The organism is Kitasatospora sp. NPDC001603 (assembly GCF_040298365.1).
In the GTDB taxonomy this organism is placed as follows: domain Bacteria; phylum Actinomycetota; class Actinomycetes; order Streptomycetales; family Streptomycetaceae; genus Kitasatospora.
The window spans coordinates 56,857-75,873 of sequence record NZ_JBEPAA010000031.1; the positions used below are offsets into that span (position 1 = coordinate 56,857).

Sequence of the window (19,017 nt, forward strand, 5' to 3'; positions counted from 1 at the left end):
TTCGCATCCCCTGTCGGCGCCGTACCTATGGACCCTTCATGCGATGTGCGGACATCGCCGTCTCCTCAAAATGATCAACAGCTGCGGAAAGGAAGCGTTCCGCGGGGAACAGTTGGTCGAGAGAGGAACAGCGCATGACCGCAAGGCTCCAGCGAGCCCGCCCTGGCAGCCCTGGACTCCAGGCGCTCGTCGACGAACTCGCGGAGCAGCTCGGCCGGTCCGTCGCGATCGATGATCCGCTGGTCCGGGTGGTCTGCACGAGTCGCCATTTCGGCGACGAGGACCCGGTACGCATCGGCACGCTGCTCCAGGGCCGTGCCGACAACGCGACGATCCGCTACGTGCTCGCCCAAGGAGTGACCCAGTGGCCCAGGGCCGGATTCATCGAGGGCCGTGACGACCTCGGGCTCCTGCCCCGCTACGTCGTGCCGCTGCGCGAGCGCGGACACCTCCTGGGGCTGCTCATGGTGGTGGCGCCCGAGATGACGCTCGAACCGAAGGAGACCGAAGCCATCGGACGGGCCGCCGGCCTGATGGCCGCCCAGATGTACGTCGAGCAGCTCGGCGCCGACACCCGGAAGACCGACGAGCAGACCCTGGTCCTGGAACTCGTCGACACCAACGTCGTCACCCGCACCGCCGCGCGCCGGCGGGCCGTGGAACTCGGGCTGCTCGGGGAGGCCGAACACGTCCTGGTCACCCTGGTCAAGCTGCGCCGCGGCACGGAGCCCGTGCGGCAACGCGAAGCGGCTCTGTGGGGGGCGCTGGAGGGCTTCCGGCACACACGTTCGGCGCACGGCGCCCTCGCGGTCGACCAGGACCGGGCGGTCCTGCTCCACGTGCGTGAGCGGCCTCCCACCCCGCCCGAGGTCGCCGCCCAGTCGGCCCGCATCCTCGACGAACTCGCCACCTTCCTGGAGCCGTCGGCGGCTCCGGTCATCGGTGTCGGCGGGCGTCACCCGGGCCTGCAGCACGCCTGGCGGTCGTACGAGCAGTCCCTCGTCGCGGCCCGGGCCGCGCGCCGGATCCCCTCGCTGCGAAGCATCGGCGACTGGGACCTGCTCGGCGAGTTCGCCGTGCTCCTCCAGCTCCCCGAGCACGCGCTGAACTCCTCCCTCGTCCCCGAGCCACTGCGCACCCTGAACGAGGCCCACGGCGACGACCGGCTCCGGGACACCTTGCGCTGCTTCCTCGAACACGCCGGATCGATCCCCAGGACCGCCGAGGCGCTGCGGCTCCACCGCACCTCGCTCTACTACCGCCTGCGCCAGATCCAGGAGATCACCGGCCTCGACCTCGACGACGGCGGTCACCGGCTCACGCTGCACCTGGGGCTCAGGATCGAGGAACTCCTCGCCACCGGGGACGACCGGGCCGCCTGATCCCCCGCCGGCCCCTGCCGGCCCCCACCGGTCCCCGGGCGGCCCCCACCGGTCCCCCGCCGGGCCTCGCCGCTTCGACAAAGCGAGAAGGATCCGCGACCCGATTCCTACAGCGCGCGGTGGTGGCGGCGAAGGGCCGTGATCGAAGATGTGAGAGACGGCGCGGGCATGACCACAGGCCCGTGGCCAGGGAAGGAAGAGGTCATGAAGGAACTGATCACCACCGACGGGATACGCCTCGCCTACCGGGACACCGGTGGCGAGGGCATCCCCCTGGTCATGCTCCACGGCTGGGGCCAGACCCAGGCGATGTTCCGCCACCAGGCCGAGAACCTGTCGCCCGGCCGTCGCGTGATCACCGTCGACTTCCGGGGCCACGGGCTGTCCGACAAGCCGAAGCACGGCTACCGCATCGCCCGGTTCTCCCGCGATGTGCTCGAACTCGTCGACCACCTCGGGCTGGCGCGGTTCGACGCCCTGGGGTGGTCGATGGGCGTCTCGGTCTGGTGGAGCTTCATCGACCAGTACGGCACCGGACGCATCCGCCGCCTCGTCGCCGTCGACCAGCCGGCGGCCGTCGCCGCCGTCCCCTGGACGACCGGGGAGGAGCAGCAGCAGTCCGGCGCCATCTTCGACGTGTCGCAGCTCCTCGAACTGCTCGCCGCGCTCGCGGCCCCCGGAGGTGACGTGGTCCGCGGCGACTTCGTGCGCGGCATGTTCTCGGGCGAGCCGGACCCGGAGATCCTCGCCTTCGTCGCACAGGAGATCACCTCGACGCCCGCCTACGCCGGCGTCCCCCTGCTGTTCGACCACTGCGCCCAGGACTGGCGCGACGTGCTTCCCCGGATCGATGTGCCGACCCTGGTGATCGGCTGCGAGGGAAGCCATGTGAACCCCGAGTCGCAGCGCTTCATCGCCCGCCAGATTCCCGGCGCCCGAATCCATGTGTTCACCTCCGAGGCGGCGAATTCGCATTTCCCGTTCCTCGAGAACCCGGCGGCCTTCAACGCGGTGGTGGAGAAGTTCCTCGCCGAGGAACCGGACCTGAGAGCGTAGACCGCCTCCGTGTCCGTTCCGGCGGCCGCGCGAACGGCTGCTCCACCGCGAAGAACCGTAGGCCTGGAGGTCTCATGACCCAGTCAGTGATGTCACGCGCGCCGGAAAGGGAGGAACACCGACCAGCCGCTCTCCGGCCGGTTTCCTCCTCCGAATGGCTCGTCGAGATTCGTTCCGGCATACCGAGCGAGGGGGACGGCAACTTCCTCTATCTCGGGATGCACGTCCGGGGGTCGGCGACCAGCGTCCGCGAAGGAGTCAGAACGGCGCTGGAGCCGCACGACCTGGTCTTCTGCGACCCGGCGAGGCGCCACCTCCTGCAGTTCGGCGACGACTGCCGCATGATCTTCTTCCGGGTGCCCCGCGGCTATCTGGGAGTCACGAAGTCGGAGCTGGACCAGGTGGTGGGTGTTCCCGTGCCCGGCGGCGACGGGCTGGGGGCGCTGGTGTCGGACTTCCTGTCCGCGCTCGCCGACAAGGCCGACTTCCGCCGGTCCAGGCCCGGGGACCGGCTCGCCCGTACGGCCGTCCACCTCCTGTCCGTCCTGCTCATGGAACTCCTCGGGACCGGGGCGGAGGGCGAGGAGGCCGAGGCACCGACGATCGGCAGCGAGATGCTGTCCCGGATCCGGTGCTACATCGAGGAGCACCTCATGGACCCGGACCTCTCGCCGGAGTCGATCGCACGCGCCCACCACATCTCCGTCCGGTACCTGCACAAGCTCTTCCAGCACGAGGGCACCACGGTGAGCCAGTGGGTGCGGCGACGCCGGCTGGAGTCCTGCAGGGTCGAGCTGAGCCGGTCCAACCGCCGGTTCACCGTGGCGGCGGTGGCCCACCGCTGGGGCTTCAGCAGCCCCTCGCACTTCAGCCGCACCTTCCGGGGCGCGTACGGCATGACCCCGAGCGAATGGCAGTCCTTGGCGACCTCGGCCGTCGCCGGCGCCCCGCACGCGGCCTGACACCGAGAAGAGAACCGCCATGACCACCCCCACCGTCGTCCTCGTACACGGCGGCTTCGGCGACGCAGCGGCCTGGATAGGCGTCATCTCGGAACTGCGCAGCCGCGGCATCCCGGTGATCGCACCGCCGAACCCCCTGCGCGGCCTCGCCTCCGACGCCGCCTACGTCACGTCCGTCGTCTCCCAGATCGCCGGCCCCGTCCTTCTCGTCGGCCACTCCTACGGCGGTGCGCTGATCACCGTGGCCGGCGCCGCGGAGAACGTCGTCGGACTCGTCTACATAGCCGCGTACGTGCTCCACGAGGGCGAGTGCCTCGGCGATCTCGAGAGACGCTTCCCCGACTCCTCACTCACGGGCAATCTGAAGAGGTGGACCTACCCGCTCGTCGACGGCGATTCCGCGGTCGAGGTCACCATCGACGAGGCGGCCTTCCCCGCCGTCTTCGCCGCGGACGTGACGGAGGAGGTCGCCGGGGTCCTGGCAGCGGCCCAACGCCCGGTCGCCACTGCGGCCTTCACCGAGACGGCATCCGCCGCCGCCTGGCAGCTGAAACCGTCCTGGGCCCTGGTGGCCGGAGCCGACCGCGCGATCAACCCGGAGGTCCAGCGCTTCGGCGCCGAGCGGGCCGGGTCCGTCGTCGTCGAGCTCCCGGACGCCTCCCACGCCGTCGCCCTGTCGGAGCCCAAGCAGGTCGCCGATCTGATCCGGGACGCCGTGCGGGCGACGAGCTGACCGAAACGCACCGAGTGGCGCGCACGAATCCCGGTTCGTCCGCGCCACGTTGCTTTTCGAATCGCGTGCACCAGAGGTCAAGAACGCGTGCGTGGAACGGCTCGACGACATCCGGAACACCGGTAATTTCAATGAAGGCGAAAGGAACCGCAATGCAGCTCCCCCTCGAAAAGACGATCAGCGCGAGACTGATGACAGCAGCGTGCGAATGGCATGACATGACCTTGCGCATGAGGCATTCACCGGACGACGCACTGGCAGTCCGAATGGACCTTTTCGCAGCCGAGGACGATCCACCGGCCGCGACCTGGGTATTCGGCCGGGATCTGCTCGCCACCGGGCTCATCCTGCCGACGGGCGAGGGAGACGTACGCGTCCGGCCCCACGGCGAGGACGAGACGGACGTCGAGCTCATCTCGGGGCAGTCCTGGTGCGTCGTCAGGATGGCCTCGGCCCATGTGCGCGACGTGGTGGCCAGGACGCAGTGCGCCGAGGAGCGCTGGGAGGACAAGGCGCAGGCCGAGCTCGACGGGGTTCTGGCGGAGATCCTTGCCAGCGGTATCAGGAATGCGGATTCCTAGGCGTCAAGGACCGCCCGGGCCCGCGCCGAAACGCTGACCATCCGCGTTCGCACAGCCGCTGCCCCGCCACGCCCCGGCTGCTCCCCGCCCCGTACTGGCACAGCCCCGCCCGGTCCGCACCGCCCCGCCCGGTCCGGCCGGGAGAACGACAGGCCGGCGTCTGATCCGGAACTGCCCGGACGAGCCAGAGCCGGTGCGTGCAGAGGAAAGCCGCCTCCCCCCGGCTCCCTAGATTCGTCCGTACCGCGTCCGCACCGTGCCGGCCTTCCGATGTCGGCAGGACCACACCTGCACGGAGTGCACCCATGCCTTTCCTCCCCGTCGACGAGGAGAACTCCAGCGTCATCAACCTGTACTACGAGGACCACGGCACCGGTCGGCCCATCGTGCTCATCCACGGCTGGCCGCTCAACGGCGCGTCCTGGGAGAAGCAGGAGGCCGCGCTGCTGGCCGCCGGCCATCGCGTGATCACCTACGACCGCCGCGGCTTCGGCGCCTCCGACAAGCCGTCCTTCGGCTACGACTACGACACCTTCGCGGCCGACCTCGACGCCGTACTCACCCACCTCGACCTGCGCGACGTGGTGCTCGTCGGCTTCTCCATGGGCAGCGGCGAAGTCACCCGCTACCTCGGTACCTACGGCTCGGAGCGCATCTCCAGGGCCGTGGTGCTCGGCGTGGTGCCTCCGTTCCTGCTGAAGACCGAGGACAACCCGGACGGTGTCGACGGCATCGTCTTCGAGGAGATCCAAGGCGCCATCCGCGCCGACCGCCCCGCCTTCATCGCCGGATTCCTCGCCGACTTCTACAACGTGGACGTGCTCGGCGGCGACCGGGTGAGCGACCAGGTCGTCCAGTACAGCTGGAACATCGGTGTTTCGGCCTCCGCGAAGGCGACCGTGGACTGCGTCCCGACCTGGCTCACCGACTTCCGCGCGGACCTGCCGAGGATCGACGTCCCCGTCCTGATCATCCACGGCGACGCCGACCGCACCCTGCCGCTGCGCTCGACCGCCGTCCCGCTCTCGAAGGCCATCGCGGGCGCCCGCCTGGTGGTGCTCGAAGGCGCCCCGCACGGTCTCATCTGGACGCACGCCACCGAGGTCAACAAGGAGGTGCTCGCTTTCATCGGCGAGTGATCGACCGCTCCCCCGCGCCCTCCTCCGCCTTTTCCTCCGCTCCCCTCTTCCTGCTCCCCGAAAGCGAGATCGCATGTCGAGCATGCCCGTCGCCGGGATCCGTCCCGGCCCCTCGGCCCCCGACGCCTCCCCCGACCACACCGCCGACCTGGTCGTGCGCAACGCCAAGGTCTACACCGGCGACCCCCTGCGCCCCCGGGCGAGCGCGGTCGCGATCCGCGCCGGACTGATCACCGCCATCGGCGACGATGCCGACGTCCTGCCGCAGGTCGGCCCGCGCACCCGCGTGGTCGACGCCCTCGGCCGGCGAGCCGTCCCCGGCCTCAACGACTCGCACCTGCACGTCATCCGGGGCGGCCTCAACTACGTGATGGAGCTTCGCTGGGACGGCGTGCCGACGCTGCGCCAGGCACTGGCCATGCTGCGCGCCCAGGCCGAACGCACCCCGCCGGGCCAGTGGGTGCGGGTGGTGGGCGGCTGGTCCGCCGACCAGTTCGCCGAGCGCCGGCTTCCCAACCTCGCCGAACTCAACGCCGCCGCCCCCGACACCCCGGTGTTCGTGCTGCACCTGTACCAGTCGGCGCTGCTCAACCGGGCGGCACTGCGGGCCGCGAGCTTCACCCGGGACACCCCCGACCCGGTCGGCGGGCAGATCGTGCGCGCGCACGACGGTGAGCCGACCGGCATGCTGCTGGCCGCCCCGGGCGCCCTGCTGCTGTACTCCACCCTGGCCAAGGCACCGACCCTGGACGAGGCCGACAAGGCGACCTCCACCCGGCACTTCCTGCGCGAGCTCAACCGCTTCGGGCTCACCTCCGCCATCGACGCGGCGGGCGGCTTCCAGAGCTTCCCGGAGAACTACGGCACCGTCACGGAGCTGGCGAAGAACGGCCAGCTGACACTCCGGATCGCCTACCACCTCTTCCCGCAGACCGCCGGGCAGGAGCTGGACGACCTGCGGCGCTGGGTGGAGACCGTCCGCCCCGGCGACGGGGACGAATGGCTGCGGCTCAACGGGGCCGGGGAGAACCTCACCTGGGCGGCCGCCGACTTCGAGAACTTCTCCGAACCGCGCCCCGAGCTCGGCCCGTACGAGGCTGGGTTCGAGCAGGCGGTGCGCCTGCTGATGGAGCACGACTGGGGCTTCCGGCTGCACGCGAGCTACGACGAGACGATCCGCCGCGATCTGGCGGTCTTCGAGCGGCTGGCCGCCGAGGGCCTGTTCCCCGGTGGGAACCGCTGGCTCTTCGATCACGCCGAGACGGTCTCCACCGCGAGCCTGGACCGGATCGCGGCGCTCGGCGGCGCCGTCTCGGTGCAGAACCGGATGTCCTTCCAGGGCGAGGCGTTCGTCCGACGCTACGGCGCGGCCGCGGCCGCCGACGCCCCGCCGGTGCGGGCGATGCTGGAGCGCGGCCTGACGGTGGCCGCCGGCACCGACGCCACCCGGGTCTCCTCCTACAACCCGTGGGTGGCCCTGCACTGGCTGGTCTCCGGACGGGCCGTCAGCGGACGTACGCTCCGCCCGGCCGAGGGCCGGCTGAGCCGCGAGGAGGCGCTGGAGCTGTACACCCTCGGCGGCGCCCGACTCACCGGCGAGGAGGACGTCAAGGGCCTTCTCCGGGTGGGAAGTTACGCCGACCTCACGGTGCTCAGCGCGGACTACCTCACCGTCCCCGAGGCGGACATCCCGCACATCGAGTCGGTACTCACCGTGGTCGGCGGCCGCATCGTGTACGGCGCCCAGGAACACGAGGGCCTCGCCCCGGAGTTGCCGGCCGTGGTCCCGCTGTGGAGCCCGGTGGCCCGCTTCGGCGGCTACCAGGCCACCCCGGCGCCGAGCCTGTCCGGTGTCCGGCAGGCCGAGCGGCTGGCCGAGGCGGCGGCCGACTCCGACGAGCAGCGCGCCTGGCGCGCGGCCCGCGGCCAGTGGGTGCCCGGACAGGCCGGCGGCGCCGCGCTCGACGACCCCTGCTTCCTCTGAGCCGCCCGTTCCGAACCACCCGCTTCCGGGCCCGACAGTTTCAACGCCGTGCGCCGCCAGGCCTTGCCGCTCGGGCGGCGCACGGCGCTGCCCGGCGCGAGCCGCGGAAGGGCCGCCTTGCGACGTCCCTCGCCTCCCCCGCCCCGTCTCCGTACCCGCCGCGCGGATCCATGACCGCCAAGGGCCGCCCGCGACCTCCTCGACGCCGAGCACGCCGGACAGCCGCACGACCCCAGCCGCAGCCACTTCGCCCGGCTCGTCCGCGAAGCCGCGGCCACCCACCGCGACCGACTGATCTGACCGCCTGCCGCACCACCCGCCCACGGATTCCCCGGACTTCCGCCTGCACCCGGGCCGGCCGGCGCCCACAGGACACCCACGGCCGACACACCTGGCCCGACACACCTGGCCCGACATTCAGTGACACTACGTAGCCGCATCGACGGCAGGAGACGTCCGACGGCCATGCCGAACGCTCCCGGAGGAGCCAGTCCCCATATCACGAACGTGAGTATCCAGAAATAGTACCCCCCCTGATACCCCACCATGGCCCCCAGCTCCAGACCCGCAGGCGGTCACGTACCGGGCCACCTGACCTGGGACGTCGCCAGAGCCACCGTGAACACCATCGAAGCAAGGCTCCACCTCGTCGAGGCCCGCACCCAAGGCGGCCGGGACACTACCGACCTCGACGTCGGCTCGCCGAACCCGCTGTTCAGCCACGCGGCCTGACCCACGCACTCCTGAGGTCGGCTCAGCGTTCCGAGCCGCTCCGGCCTCCGGGGCCGACAAGCACCCGGAATTCCCGACCCACAGCTGACACCCGATAAACGTGCAGCCCGGCGCGACAGATGACGCCGCAGGTTCTGTCCGGCATGCCCATTTCCTGCGAATCCGGGCCCACTTCAGCGCCGAAGAGGCGACCGGCCCGCGATCGACGGCACTCGAATGCCCGATCAGATGAACAAATGCCCCGTCACGACCAGGACAGAGGGGCCCATCCTACAGAAACGCACTCAGCAGACCGACGTGAACGAGCGTTCGCGACCGCCTTGCGACCACCAAAGGAAAAGGCCGTTCTTATCATTTCGATAAGAACGGCCTCCGACCTGCGAAAACGCTGGTCGGGACGACAGGATTTGAACCTGCGACCCCTTGACCCCCACTTAAGGGGTTCAACTATTGTCGGCAGCCGAGGCCTTCAGGCCTCGGCTTTCTTGTTGCTCAACTCCCTTGAGGCAAACGTGAATTGGGACTTTCCGGCGGCGCTGGCCCATACGAACCACTGACGGTTACTCAGTGTTTACTTTGCACACAAGTGTCCGTTTCGGATCACCGTCGTCCATGGACGCTCATCAGGGGTGGTCCCAAAGTGGTCCCAAGGCCGGCCACCCCACTGCTGTCACTGCCCGCGACCGGAATCTGTCGGCCATTCAGCAGGTGGCATCACGCGAGCTCGACGACCGCCCTTTCGGCGGCGTCGGCCAGCCCGCAGAGCGGGCGCCTGCGGGCGGATCAAGCTCGCCTACCCATCGACTGCGGACTGTGATCTCCCGGGCGGTGTGTCGTCTTGAGCGTGTCGTCGCCGTCTGGTTCTGAGTGCCTCGCGCACCGCCCCGCACGCTCTGCCGCCACACCCGACACAGCAGCCACTCTTGCCCCAGGGGAACCACTCAGCCCGGGAGAAAGGAAGCTCATGGGACAGCGTGCGCAGCGTGGTCGGGTCTATCGGCGGTGTGGTTGTAAGGGCGGGGGAGGGAAGCAGCTGGGGCCGTGGTGTGTGCGGCTGCTGGACGAGGCGGGTCACGGGTCGTGGACGTACTGCGTTGACCTGGCCCCGGAGGAGGGCAGGCGTCGTACCCGTCGGCGGGGCGGCTTCGCCAGCCGAGCGGAGGCGGCCCGAGAAATGAAGGCCGTACTCGACCGTGAGCTGTGCGGGGTCTACGAGAACCGCCGCACCACCGTCGCGAGCTACCTGCGGGAATGGCTCGCCACGAGGAAGGCTCATCTCGCGCCGAACACGTACGCCGGCTACGCCGCGTGCGTCGAGCGCGACCTCATCCCCGCTTTCGGCCGCCTCCGGCTCCTCGACCTGCGCCCGGAGCACGTCGACGCCTGGGTCTCCGGCCAGCTGGAGGCCAATCGCGGGCGCGTCACCGTCTACCGGGCCGTGTCCACGCTGCGCAACGCGCTGAACGCCGCCGTGCGCTCCTGGCGGCTGCGCTACAACCCGGCGGAGCACTCCGTGCCGCCCAAGCCCCGCGCAGCCGAGCGCACCTGCTGGACCCCCGAGCAGGCAGCCACCTTCCTGCAGCACAGCGCCGAGCAGTACGCCGACCAGCTGACCGACCTGTTCGAGGTCATGCTCGGCACCGGCATGCGCCGCGGCGAGATCCTCGCCCTCCACTGGTCCGACGTCCACCTCATGGACCGCAAGCTCTACGTCCGCTGGACCCTGACCGCCATCGACAACGGGAAGATCCACCTCCGCGAGCCCAAGACCGAAGCCAGCCGCGCCTGGATCAGCCTCTCCCCCAGAGTCATCGCAGCCCTCCACCGCCAGGCCGCGATCCAGATGGCCGCCCACCCCGACGCCCGGCTGGAGGGCCTGGTCTTCGCCCGCCCCGGCGGAACCCCGCTGCGGCCCCAGTGGGTCCTCGACCAGCTCCGTAAACGCACCACCGAACTCGGACTCCCCAGGATCGGCCTGCACGACCTACGCCACACCGCCGCCAGCATCATGATCGCCGAGAACATCCCCGTCGCCGTCGTGTCCAAGACCCTGCGGCACGCCACCTTGGCCACCACGATCAACCTCTACGGCCACCTCCTCAAAGACTCCGCCGACGAAGCTGTCAGAGCTCTCTCCGCCGCCCTCGACCGAGCCAACGCCAGTCGTGTGCAAGCAGCCCCCGCCTCGGAACTGCGCTCTGCGGCTTGACGGGCACCAGCGATGTCAGCGGCCGGCTCCACTCACCTCGAGGCTGACTGCTGCGTCCGCGGCATCCTGCGGTCCAGGTTGCCGTGGCACAGCGTGGTCCGCCGACGGAGTGCTGCCCCTCAACAGCTCCTGAACATTGGCGAGGAGCTGAACGAGGAGGGCAGGCGGACCTCCCTCTGCAGTGCTGGCGGCCTCCCGATAGGTGGGGGCGTTCTTGCCGGAGAATCCCTCACCTGAATCGACGAGGTGCTTGAGTCGCGTACTCCAGGCGGGCCAGTTGCCCTTGAGGTACTCCTCCAGGTTGTCGTCGAAGACCGTGAAGGTGAGGTTGGACGCAGACTCCGGCCAGGGGACTCTCCTCTTGGCCCCCAGGTATCCGAGCAGGTCTGCGTTCCTCCGGGCTGCATGCTGGGCAGCTTCGGTGATCTTCTTCCTGGCCTTGATCTGGTCGTCCGCGGTCTGCTCCTGGATCGAGGCCAGTTTGCGCTCCTCCATCCCGCTGTCTCCGTCGAAGACGACGTGGCACGGTACGCCGAGGGCGGTGAGAATGGCGTGGGCGAGAAAGAGGTTGTCCTTGCCATTGACGTGAATGACGCTGATGCCCTGTGCTCCGAGGCTCAGGTTCATCTTCTGCGCACAGCCGATGATCAGGCCGGCGTCGGTGTCGCCCTCGACGAGGACGGCGGCCAGGGCGAAGAGGCCTTCGGCGAGAGTGTCTGCGCAGCGGAGGCCTGCTTGACGGTGGATGCTGTCCGGCTTGACGTAGCCAGCGAGCGCCTCGCAGAGGTCGTCCACGGTGACTTGGCTGGTCCGGGTTGTCGGGTGGTTGTCGACGAAGTCGCGGCGCAGGCGGCGTACCTGGTGGAACGCTCGGTGGTCGATGAAGACTGTGCTGTGGGTGGCGTATGCGACCTGGATCCGGCTTCCCTCGGCCGCGGTCAGGTCACGCAGGACATCGGCGAAGGTCTGTGCCTGCGCTGGATGCTGGAAGAGCTCGGGCTCTTCGATGGCCAGGCAGAGGGTGCGTGTCTCCTGGCTGGGGTTGCGGGTCTCGGCGAGAAGCTTGAGCGCGGCGATGATCAACGCGCGCTGGAAGCCGTGGCCCTGGCGTCCGACTGAGGTCTCGGCGGCGCCGTCCCAGATGCTGATCTTGAAGCTTGTCTTCGCCGGCTTCGGGGCGTGGACAACCGGCGCGAGCGCGACGCCCCGTCCGGTGGTGAAGTGTGCGAGCTCTCGGGAAAGGTCAGCCGAGATCTTAAGGAGGACCGGGGCGTAGGCCTTTGTCTGGATCTTCAGTCGCTCCTCGTGGGCGCCCTTCTCAAGTACGTTGAGAGTCTCGATCTCCGCCGTGCGGTTGACCGTGTAGTCGAGGATGCGGCCCAGCGCGGAGGTCTTCTGGTCGTCGGCCTCCTCGGTGGCCCGCAGGTCTGCGGAGACGAACACGAAGTCGATCAGCTCGGCGAGCTTACTCTGCCCCGCGAAGCCGAAGAAGTGGGTGGCGTTCCGATCGGTGTGAAGCAGTTGGTCTCGGTGCTCGCGCTCCCACACCAGGAGCGCGTCGAGGACTGCGGCCTCTGATCCCGCCGCCGGCAGACCCAGGGCCGGCTGCTGATCGCGAAGCTCACCGTAGGCCTTGCGCTTGGCCGTCGCGGTCGGTACTGCCCTGACCGTCTCAAACGGAGGGTAGGCAAGAGCCTTTCCGCTGATCTTGTCCTCGCCGTCCTCCCAGGTGCGCCAGACGATCACGGTGTCGACCTCGGGTGGGGCGTAGCTGCCGAGTACGCCCCGGTCATGCTCGGTGAGCTCGTTGAACTCGACCTCGACCGTGATCCGGCGACTGTCTGCAGCGGAGTGGAGGTCGTGCTCGTCCAGGGAGATCGTCTTCTCTCCATTGAAGAACCAATCGAGTGCGCGCAGGACGGTGGACTTCCCCGCTCCGGTCGGCCCGATGAAGCACGTCGTCGCGTCGAATTCGATGTTCACCTCCCGCAAGCTACGGAAGTTCTGGATACGTGCGCGCTTGATCTTCATCGTTACCTTGTGCCATACGAGGAGGGTGAGGAGGCCGAGACGGTCAGGCCCGGAGTTATGCTAGTGGATGAAGTGATGGCCAGTCAGATCATTGTGCTCTCCAGCCTGGTAGCGCTGCCACGTCTACTGCTGTCGCTCTGGCTGCGCCCTCGTGGTGGCGTGGGTGCTGCCTTCGGCCTCCCTCGAGGTTTGACCTCGGCTTCGAGCACCTGCGGCAGAACCTCAAGCAGCGGTCAGCACTCCTTGCGGCCTTGTGTCATACCGGGACTCCAGTGTGGCCCTGCCCAGGACCTGCCTTCTGATTTCAATCGATCCACCGGTTTTTGACAGGAGGAATTTTGTTCATCGGCGAGTACTTGAACGGGCAGGAGGGCAATGTGATCGTGCCATTCGAAAACCGACGCCACAACCAGCCCGTCCGAGGAATGTGCAAGGTGCACCGATGGTTCGCTCCGGGAAGAATTCGGTGCACGTTCTGCGGCGTTCGGATCTACTGCCCCTGTGGCCAAGCCGAGTTGGAGCCGGCTGTCCGAGAGGGCTTGAAACTGGAGGACGTCTACAGGCGACGCGCCACGCTCGATCACGTGAAGGCTCGGGTTCTGGGCGGCCCGACCAGCGCCGCCAACCTCGCAGTAGCTTGCCTATCGTGCAACTGCAGCAAGGCGGACAGGAGCTTTCCCGGCGAATGGGTACCGAACCGCGACGCGAACACTTTCGTTAAGCCTGGCAGGCTTCCGGATATCGCTTCCCTCAGTCGCACCGCGCGTCGCATCGGGGCGGCAATCGAGCAGCGCGATTCTGACGGGCCGGTGATGACAGTCGCGGACTTCGCGCAGACGGGCGGGTGGAGACCCGAAGTTGTCCACCGTGCGCTGGAAAGCCTTCTTCGCTCCGGCGCCCTCTGCGTGTTTGCATATCCGTGCGGTCCTTCGAGCCGCCACTTCCTTCCTGTGGAGAATCCATCCGACGCCTTCGCCGGTGTCGTATGGGTCGAAGGGTGGTCGTAGCTGGCGTGCAGGACCGGCGGCCGGCAAATTCACGCGTCTGACGGCAAGGCCAGGCCTGCGGCAGCGGCGGCCGGGTACGTGCTCGCTCGCCGTGTGCGCCTGGCCAGGCGTTCTCTTCGCCGGATCGTCCCGTGGCCAATCACGCGGCAGGATAACCGGTTTGCCCGTCATCGCAGTTCCGTCATCGCGTGTTCGTGGCGTCGCGGCCAATGAAGCCGAACCGATCCCTCTGCCTCGTGGCGGCTGTCAGACCGGCCTGCCATGCTTTCTGGATGGCAGGCCAGGGCAAAGTGCGACGTAAGCGGGTTCAATCCACCGAGGCTGTACAGCAGGCCAACGCGGCCAGCGGATCCGCCGAGGGCCTGTGGAAGGCGACCCGATCGGGGGCTCTGGCCGGACGCGGATTCCATTACCAGGACGCTGTTGGGGTGTGGCTGTGCGGCCGTGTTCTGTCCGGCGTCCTGGAAGCTGATCGCGTCGTCCCGGAAGGGCTGGAGGACCTGACCGTTGAGGGGGCAGCCGCCTGGCACGTGCAGGTGAAGTCCCGCCAGGAACGGATCGGCGGCTTCACCGCTTCCATGACGGCCGGGCACCTCCTCGCCATGGCCCTGGCTCATGCGAAGCGCGAAGAGGCGGGGATACCCGGCCGGTCGGTCCTCGTGATCGAACAGCCCGTAAGTGGTGAGTCGTTCACTCACTGGGGTCGTCCGTTGAGTGCACTCCCACATGATCACCCAATCCTGATGGCGCTGGAGGCGAAGGCCCTGAAGGCTGGCCTCGGCAAGGACGCGATCAGCGCGTGGTGCGAGGCCGCCAGCTTGTACGTTCTGCCATGGCATGTCGCAACCGATGACACCCGCACCGCAGTGGCGCAGCACCTCGGGTTGCTCCCCGCTGCGGCTGAGGTGGCTGTCAGGGCCCTCGGAGACGCGGTGGTTCGCCGCTCGGACGCGAATGCGGCGAGGAGCTTGGCGGATGCCGCTGGACTGAGCCGAACGGATATCGGGCGTGTCGTGACCGAGGTCGCGGAAGCCATCGACTTCGCCTCGTTGGAGGAGGCCCTGGCCGCGGGAATCTGCGAGCCGGTGGACTTCGACCGGCCGTTGCAGGCTGCCGGCTTCTACGAGGGTGTCGAGGTTCAGCCCGGTCATGTCGCCGCAGGCCTGGTGGCTCCGAGACCGGCTCTGACCGGTCAGGTCGCGGATGCGGTCGGCCGGGGGCAGAGCGTCCTGGTGACCGGTCCTTCCGGGGTCGGCAAGTCCGCCGTCATGTGGATGTCGGCCAATGTGACGAGGCATGTGCTCTGGTATCGAATCCGGCGTCTGCAGGCCGAGGACACCGCCGCGCTCGTGCGTCTGGCCAAGGCGGTGAAGCCATCCACGCGGTCCCCGGTCGGATTCGTCGTGGATGGCATCGGGATCGGCACGGCCGAGGCGTGGGACGCCCTCCACCGTGAAGTCGCACCGATTCCAGGTGTGCTGTTGCTCGGCTCCGTCCGCAGCGAGGACCTCCTGCCCCTTCGAAGCCGGGCCGAGTGCGCCCAAGTGGTGGTGTCGCTGGACGAGGAGGTCGCGGAGCAACTCCATGCAGGACTGTCCGCTTCTGGCGCCACGACCGCGCCTCATTGGCGGGAGGCGTACGAGGCTTCAGGTGGACTGACCTTGGAGTTCACACACCTCCTCACCCGTGGGCGGCGGCTGTCGGACGTCCTGTCGGAGCAGGTTGAGCGGCGGGCTGTCGAGGGGCGGCAGGCGGAAGTCGAGATCCTGGCCAGGGTGTCGGTTGCCCATCGCTGGGGTGCGGACCTGTCAGTGCGGCAGCTTCAGCAGCAGTTGGAGATAGGGGATATGGACTTTCGTGTCGCGTTGTCCCGATTGGCCGACGAGCATCTCGTCCATGAGCGGATGGGTCGCCTGTCAGGGCTGCATCAGTTGCGCTCGGGGCGATTGGCCGACGCCGTGCACGCGGTGCCGCCTCCGATGCTGGACGAGACCGTGGTCGCGGTGATGCGACTGCTGTCGGACATGCAGTTGCAGCCGTTCATCGCCGGGGTGCTGGCCGAACACCCCGAACTGGATTCCGTCGTACTGGGTCAGATCGCTGTCGAGCTCGAATGCAGGCCGGATCCCGGGGTGCTCGCCGGTGTACTGCAGGCGCTTCGGTTGGTCGATGTCACGCGCATCGCCGACGACTGGGCGGTGATCTTCGAACAGCACCAGGTACCACCCGCGCTGCGGCGTACCGTTCTGCAGTTCACGCTGATGGGCGGGGATCCGCATTCGTGGCTGGCACCCGAGGTCGCCTCCGTCATGACCGAGATCAGCGCGGCCGGATCATCCGGTTCGCCACTGCGTGATGCGCTTGCGGAGCGTCTCGGGGCAGCCGCGCTCGGCACTCGCCTTGCCCAGTGCGCAGACCCCTACGACGTACAGAGACTTCTGACAGTGCTCGCCGGGACAAAGGTGGACCTCGCAGGTTGGCTGGCGCTGGTGTCGGACTCGCCATGCGGTCGGCTGCTCGCAGGCCTTCCGGCCGAATCGCTCGGGGAGGTCCTCGCTACGGCCCGCACCGTATCGGTGGCCTTGGCCGAAGGCCTGCTGGACATCACCGGCGGCGAGGAAGCCATGCTGAGCAGGCTCAGGGCGCACTCACCATGGGTGACGGAGGTGTCTGTCGTGGAACGGGACGGCGGCCTGGTCGCCTACGCCCGCCTGCTGCACGTGTCCGACCAGGCCCAGCCTGACGTGGAACGCTACGTCAAGGCCTTCGGACGAGTGCTTCTGCGGTGCCTTCCCCGGTGCGAGAGCGTGGATGTCCAGGCCTTGCTCCCCGGCGGAATCCCCATGACGTTCGGTGATTTCACGGGCGGGATCAGCCTCCTGCTGCGAGAGAACGACCGCTCGCCGGGTCAGGTGGCATGGATTCGCACCCAGGCCCTGATCGGTGCGGCAGCGGCCGGGACTACCGGCTGGACCGCTCGGGCCGCCGCAGCGGTCACCGTTCTCCCCACTTTGCACATCTATCTGGCGGACTTGACCCGGATCTGGTGCACGGGCCGCAGTCGGCCGCAGGACATCGCAGAGCTCCGCGCAAGGCAAGCCACGCTGCGAGACTGGGCCAATTCGCTGACTCTGCCCGGCGACAACGCCATTCTGTCCGCGCTGCCGGTCGGCGACACCGTTCCAGGTGGGGGCGTCGACCACCTGCATCAACTCGTCGACGGAATCGCCAACAATCTGACGCAGCGGCTTGTGGAACCCCAGGGCTACCGGGCACTCGCAGGCCACGTCCGTAGTCATCTGCGGGGCCTGACGCTGCGTGTACGGGACGAGGAACGCTGGCACCTCATCGGTCAGGAGCCGCCGGTTGTCCTCGATCAACTGGCGGAAGTCCTCACAGACCTGCACGCCGTTCTCGCGGCACTCTCCTGGAACACGCTTGAGCTGAAGCTGCTCAGGGCAGAGGCGCGTTCAGGGCCCTCCACGCGGGCGCTGGCCCGCGCCGCAGACCTCGCCCGTCGGGCCGCCAGCGCACGGGCAAGCGCGGTCCCACGGAAGATCCAGGAGGATGCCAGGGCTTTGGGGCTTCGCGTCCACCTCTACACCCGGCCAGTGTCCGACGCAGACGAAGCGGAGTGGCCGGCCGTAGAGCTGGCCGTTGGCGCGGAGCTCAGCGACCTCACGCAGTGGCCGGATGTCGCGGCGCAACTGGGTACGTTGATGGGACGCGGTCCCGGATCACCGAACTACCACGGTGCCACGCTTCTTCTACCACTGGTCGGTGGCAGACCGGTAAGGCTTCGGGCCCTGAAACTGCTTCCGAGTTCGCGCTGGCCGGATACCCGTCTCTTCGACAGCTGGAGCACAACACTTCCCGAGGCATGCCCGACCCCGCTCGCCGATGCCGTCATCGATGCCCACAAGGCGCTGCAATGTCTCTCGGGCCTGACCCACCTGGTGACCTTGAGGGACGCGGACCAGCGGCATCAGAGCATCGCCGACCACGCTGTGGAACAGTTCCGGCACGCCCACCTCCTCATCGAACAACTCGGGTCCGGAGACCCCTCAACCGGTGAGGTCCTAGACGCTCTCGACGCCCTCGCTCACCGTGTGGAGGACGAGACAGCCGAGGGCGCAGGTCGCGTCGGCGACGGCGTACCGAACCTTGCGGTTGCCATCGCTCAAGGTCTCACCGGCCGGCCGACGGACGACTACCTGCAGTTGGACGACCTGATCACGACAGCCCTTCAACGGGACCTCAGCCCCGACCGTGCAGTACAGCTTCTCCCCGAGGCCGACCGTTGAGGCTCTCCCGGCTCCGGAGCCACCCAAGAGCCATCACCCCGACCACCACTGACGATGCGTCAAGCAGGGAGGCGAATAGACGTGCGCGCCATCTGACACCACTGAAACCCTTGCGCAGGGAATGTGAGATCAAACTAACCGGCCTGCGCCTCACCCTCCTCGACCCCAAACGCCCCGCCCGCGACCTTCTCGAAGACCCCCTCGCCGGCATCCACGGCTGTTGGCTCCCTCCACAGCGAGTACGACGAACTCGATGACGACGAAGTCCTCGGCGACGCCAAGGACTGGGACGACGAACAGGCCGAGGAACAGCAGAAGCGCAGCCGTGAACGCTTTGCCCGGCTCATCCGCGACACCGCCACCGCGAACCGCTACCGCCTCGTCTGACCGAGCCCCGGGCAACAGCACACTCGGCCAAGCCCGGCGGCCGACCGGTTTCCCCTTTGCCGCTGCTCAAGGGAGAACCGCAGGTCAGTCGGCATCTCCGTGGCGGGTGGTCGTACGGTGATCGCCCCGGCGGGCGCACACTGGAAGAGGAACGCTCCGCGCGCTCGACCCTTCGAGGCGATCACCATGCGCTGCTCACCCACCCCCAAGTTCGACCGAGGGCGCGTCTACCGGCGGTGCGGCTGCCGCGACGGCCGCCGCCACCAGCTCGGTACCGCCTGCCCCCGCCTTGCCGCCGACCCGCACCACGGCACTTGGGTCTTCGCCGTCGACACCCCGCCCGTCGGCGGCCACCGCCGTACCGTGCGCCGTGCCGGCTTCCTCGACGAGGTCGACGCCCACACCGCGCTGCGGCGCTTGGTGCCTAGGGGCCAATCTTTATACTTTGCGACCAGTTGACTCATCCGGGCGAGCTGTAGCCGTCCAGGAGAGTAGAGCTTGAACAGGTTG

Annotated in this window: 13 protein-coding genes; 11 read left to right on the plus strand and 2 right to left on the minus strand. The window is 68.5% G+C overall.

Going from position 1 to position 19,017, the window contains the following annotated elements:
- Positions 1 to 134 precede the first annotated feature (134 nt).
- The 9 genes from ABT263_RS20495 (at position 135) to ABT263_RS20535 (ending at position 10,778) form a co-directional block, all read left to right on the plus strand.
- Positions 135 to 1,382 (plus strand): PucR family transcriptional regulator, encoded by a 1,248-nt coding sequence (locus ABT263_RS20495; RefSeq protein ID WP_352291902.1) that lies wholly within the window; start codon positions 135 to 137, stop codon positions 1,380 to 1,382.
- Between the two features lie 204 nt (positions 1,383 to 1,586).
- On the plus strand, positions 1,587 to 2,438 hold the full coding sequence (locus ABT263_RS20500) for an alpha/beta fold hydrolase (protein WP_352291904.1): 852 nt from the start codon (positions 1,587 to 1,589) through the stop codon (positions 2,436 to 2,438).
- An 89-nt stretch (positions 2,439 to 2,527) separates the two neighbouring features.
- On the plus strand, positions 2,528 to 3,400 hold the full coding sequence (locus ABT263_RS20505; protein ID WP_352291950.1) for a helix-turn-helix transcriptional regulator: 873 nt from the start codon (positions 2,528 to 2,530) through the stop codon (positions 3,398 to 3,400).
- A gap of 19 nt (positions 3,401 to 3,419) precedes the next feature.
- Positions 3,420 to 4,133: an alpha/beta fold hydrolase gene (locus tag ABT263_RS20510; RefSeq protein WP_352291906.1), complete on the plus strand. Its 714-nt coding sequence runs from the start codon at positions 3,420 to 3,422 to the stop codon at positions 4,131 to 4,133.
- Positions 4,134 to 4,285: 152 nt separating this feature from the next.
- On the plus strand, positions 4,286 to 4,714 hold the full coding sequence (locus ABT263_RS20515) for an SsgA family sporulation/cell division regulator (RefSeq protein ID WP_352291908.1): 429 nt from the start codon (positions 4,286 to 4,288) through the stop codon (positions 4,712 to 4,714).
- 305 nt (positions 4,715 to 5,019) lie between these two features.
- Positions 5,020 to 5,853: an alpha/beta fold hydrolase gene (locus tag ABT263_RS20520; RefSeq protein WP_352291910.1), complete on the plus strand. Its 834-nt coding sequence runs from the start codon at positions 5,020 to 5,022 to the stop codon at positions 5,851 to 5,853.
- A gap of 73 nt (positions 5,854 to 5,926) precedes the next feature.
- The gene (locus tag ABT263_RS20525) at positions 5,927 to 7,837 is read left to right on the plus strand and encodes an amidohydrolase (RefSeq protein ID WP_352291912.1); all 1,911 of its coding nucleotides are present in this window, start codon (positions 5,927 to 5,929) and stop codon (positions 7,835 to 7,837) included.
- A gap of 546 nt (positions 7,838 to 8,383) precedes the next feature.
- Positions 8,384 to 8,569 (plus strand): hypothetical protein, encoded by a 186-nt coding sequence (locus ABT263_RS20530; protein ID WP_352291914.1) that lies wholly within the window; start codon positions 8,384 to 8,386, stop codon positions 8,567 to 8,569.
- Between the two features lie 1,174 nt (positions 8,570 to 9,743).
- The gene (locus ABT263_RS20535; protein WP_352291916.1) at positions 9,744 to 10,778 is read left to right on the plus strand and encodes a tyrosine-type recombinase/integrase; all 1,035 of its coding nucleotides are present in this window, start codon (positions 9,744 to 9,746) and stop codon (positions 10,776 to 10,778) included.
- Positions 10,779 to 10,793: 15 nt separating this feature from the next.
- Here ABT263_RS20535 and ABT263_RS20540 read toward each other — a convergent pair whose 3' ends face one another.
- A complete protein-coding gene (locus tag ABT263_RS20540; RefSeq protein ID WP_352291918.1) occupies positions 10,794 to 12,809 on the minus strand; it encodes an ATP-dependent nuclease in 2,016 nt (671 codons plus the stop codon).
- Positions 12,810 to 13,234: 425 nt separating this feature from the next.
- Here ABT263_RS20540 and ABT263_RS20545 point away from each other — a divergent pair, with 425 nt between their 5' ends.
- Entirely contained in the window at positions 13,235 to 13,816 is a 582-nt protein-coding gene (locus tag ABT263_RS20545) for an HNH endonuclease (RefSeq protein ID WP_352291952.1), read from the plus strand.
- A gap of 272 nt (positions 13,817 to 14,088) precedes the next feature.
- The gene (locus ABT263_RS20550) at positions 14,089 to 18,120 is read left to right on the plus strand and encodes a hypothetical protein (protein ID WP_352291920.1); all 4,032 of its coding nucleotides are present in this window, start codon (positions 14,089 to 14,091) and stop codon (positions 18,118 to 18,120) included.
- Positions 18,121 to 18,702: 582 nt separating this feature from the next.
- Here the strand turns inward: ABT263_RS20550 and ABT263_RS20555 are convergent.
- Positions 18,703 to 18,909 carry a hypothetical protein gene (locus ABT263_RS20555; RefSeq protein WP_352291922.1) on the minus strand — a complete coding sequence of 69 codons (207 nt, stop codon included), beginning with the start codon at positions 18,907 to 18,909 and terminating at the stop codon, positions 18,703 to 18,705.
- Positions 18,910 to 19,017: the final 108 nt, after the last annotated feature.

Coding starts and splice junctions, on each gene's coding strand:
- ABT263_RS20495 (WP_352291902.1), top strand. CDS start 135: ATGACCGCAAGGCTCCAGCGAGCCCGCCCTGGCAGCCCTGGACTCCAG.
- ABT263_RS20500 (WP_352291904.1), top strand. CDS start 1,587: ATGAAGGAACTGATCACCACCGACGGGATACGCCTCGCCTACCGGGAC.
- ABT263_RS20505 (WP_352291950.1), top strand. CDS start 2,528: ATGTCACGCGCGCCGGAAAGGGAGGAACACCGACCAGCCGCTCTCCGG.
- ABT263_RS20510 (WP_352291906.1), top strand. CDS start 3,420: ATGACCACCCCCACCGTCGTCCTCGTACACGGCGGCTTCGGCGACGCA.
- ABT263_RS20515 (WP_352291908.1), top strand. CDS start 4,286: ATGCAGCTCCCCCTCGAAAAGACGATCAGCGCGAGACTGATGACAGCA.
- ABT263_RS20520 (WP_352291910.1), top strand. CDS start 5,020: ATGCCTTTCCTCCCCGTCGACGAGGAGAACTCCAGCGTCATCAACCTG.
- ABT263_RS20525 (WP_352291912.1), top strand. CDS start 5,927: ATGTCGAGCATGCCCGTCGCCGGGATCCGTCCCGGCCCCTCGGCCCCC.
- ABT263_RS20530 (WP_352291914.1), top strand. CDS start 8,384: ATGGCCCCCAGCTCCAGACCCGCAGGCGGTCACGTACCGGGCCACCTG.
- ABT263_RS20535 (WP_352291916.1), top strand. CDS start 9,744: ATGAAGGCCGTACTCGACCGTGAGCTGTGCGGGGTCTACGAGAACCGC.
- ABT263_RS20540 (WP_352291918.1), bottom strand. CDS start 12,809: ATGAAGATCAAGCGCGCACGTATCCAGAACTTCCGTAGCTTGCGGGAG.
- ABT263_RS20545 (WP_352291952.1), top strand. CDS start 13,235: ATGTGCAAGGTGCACCGATGGTTCGCTCCGGGAAGAATTCGGTGCACG.
- ABT263_RS20550 (WP_352291920.1), top strand. CDS start 14,089: ATGGCAGGCCAGGGCAAAGTGCGACGTAAGCGGGTTCAATCCACCGAG.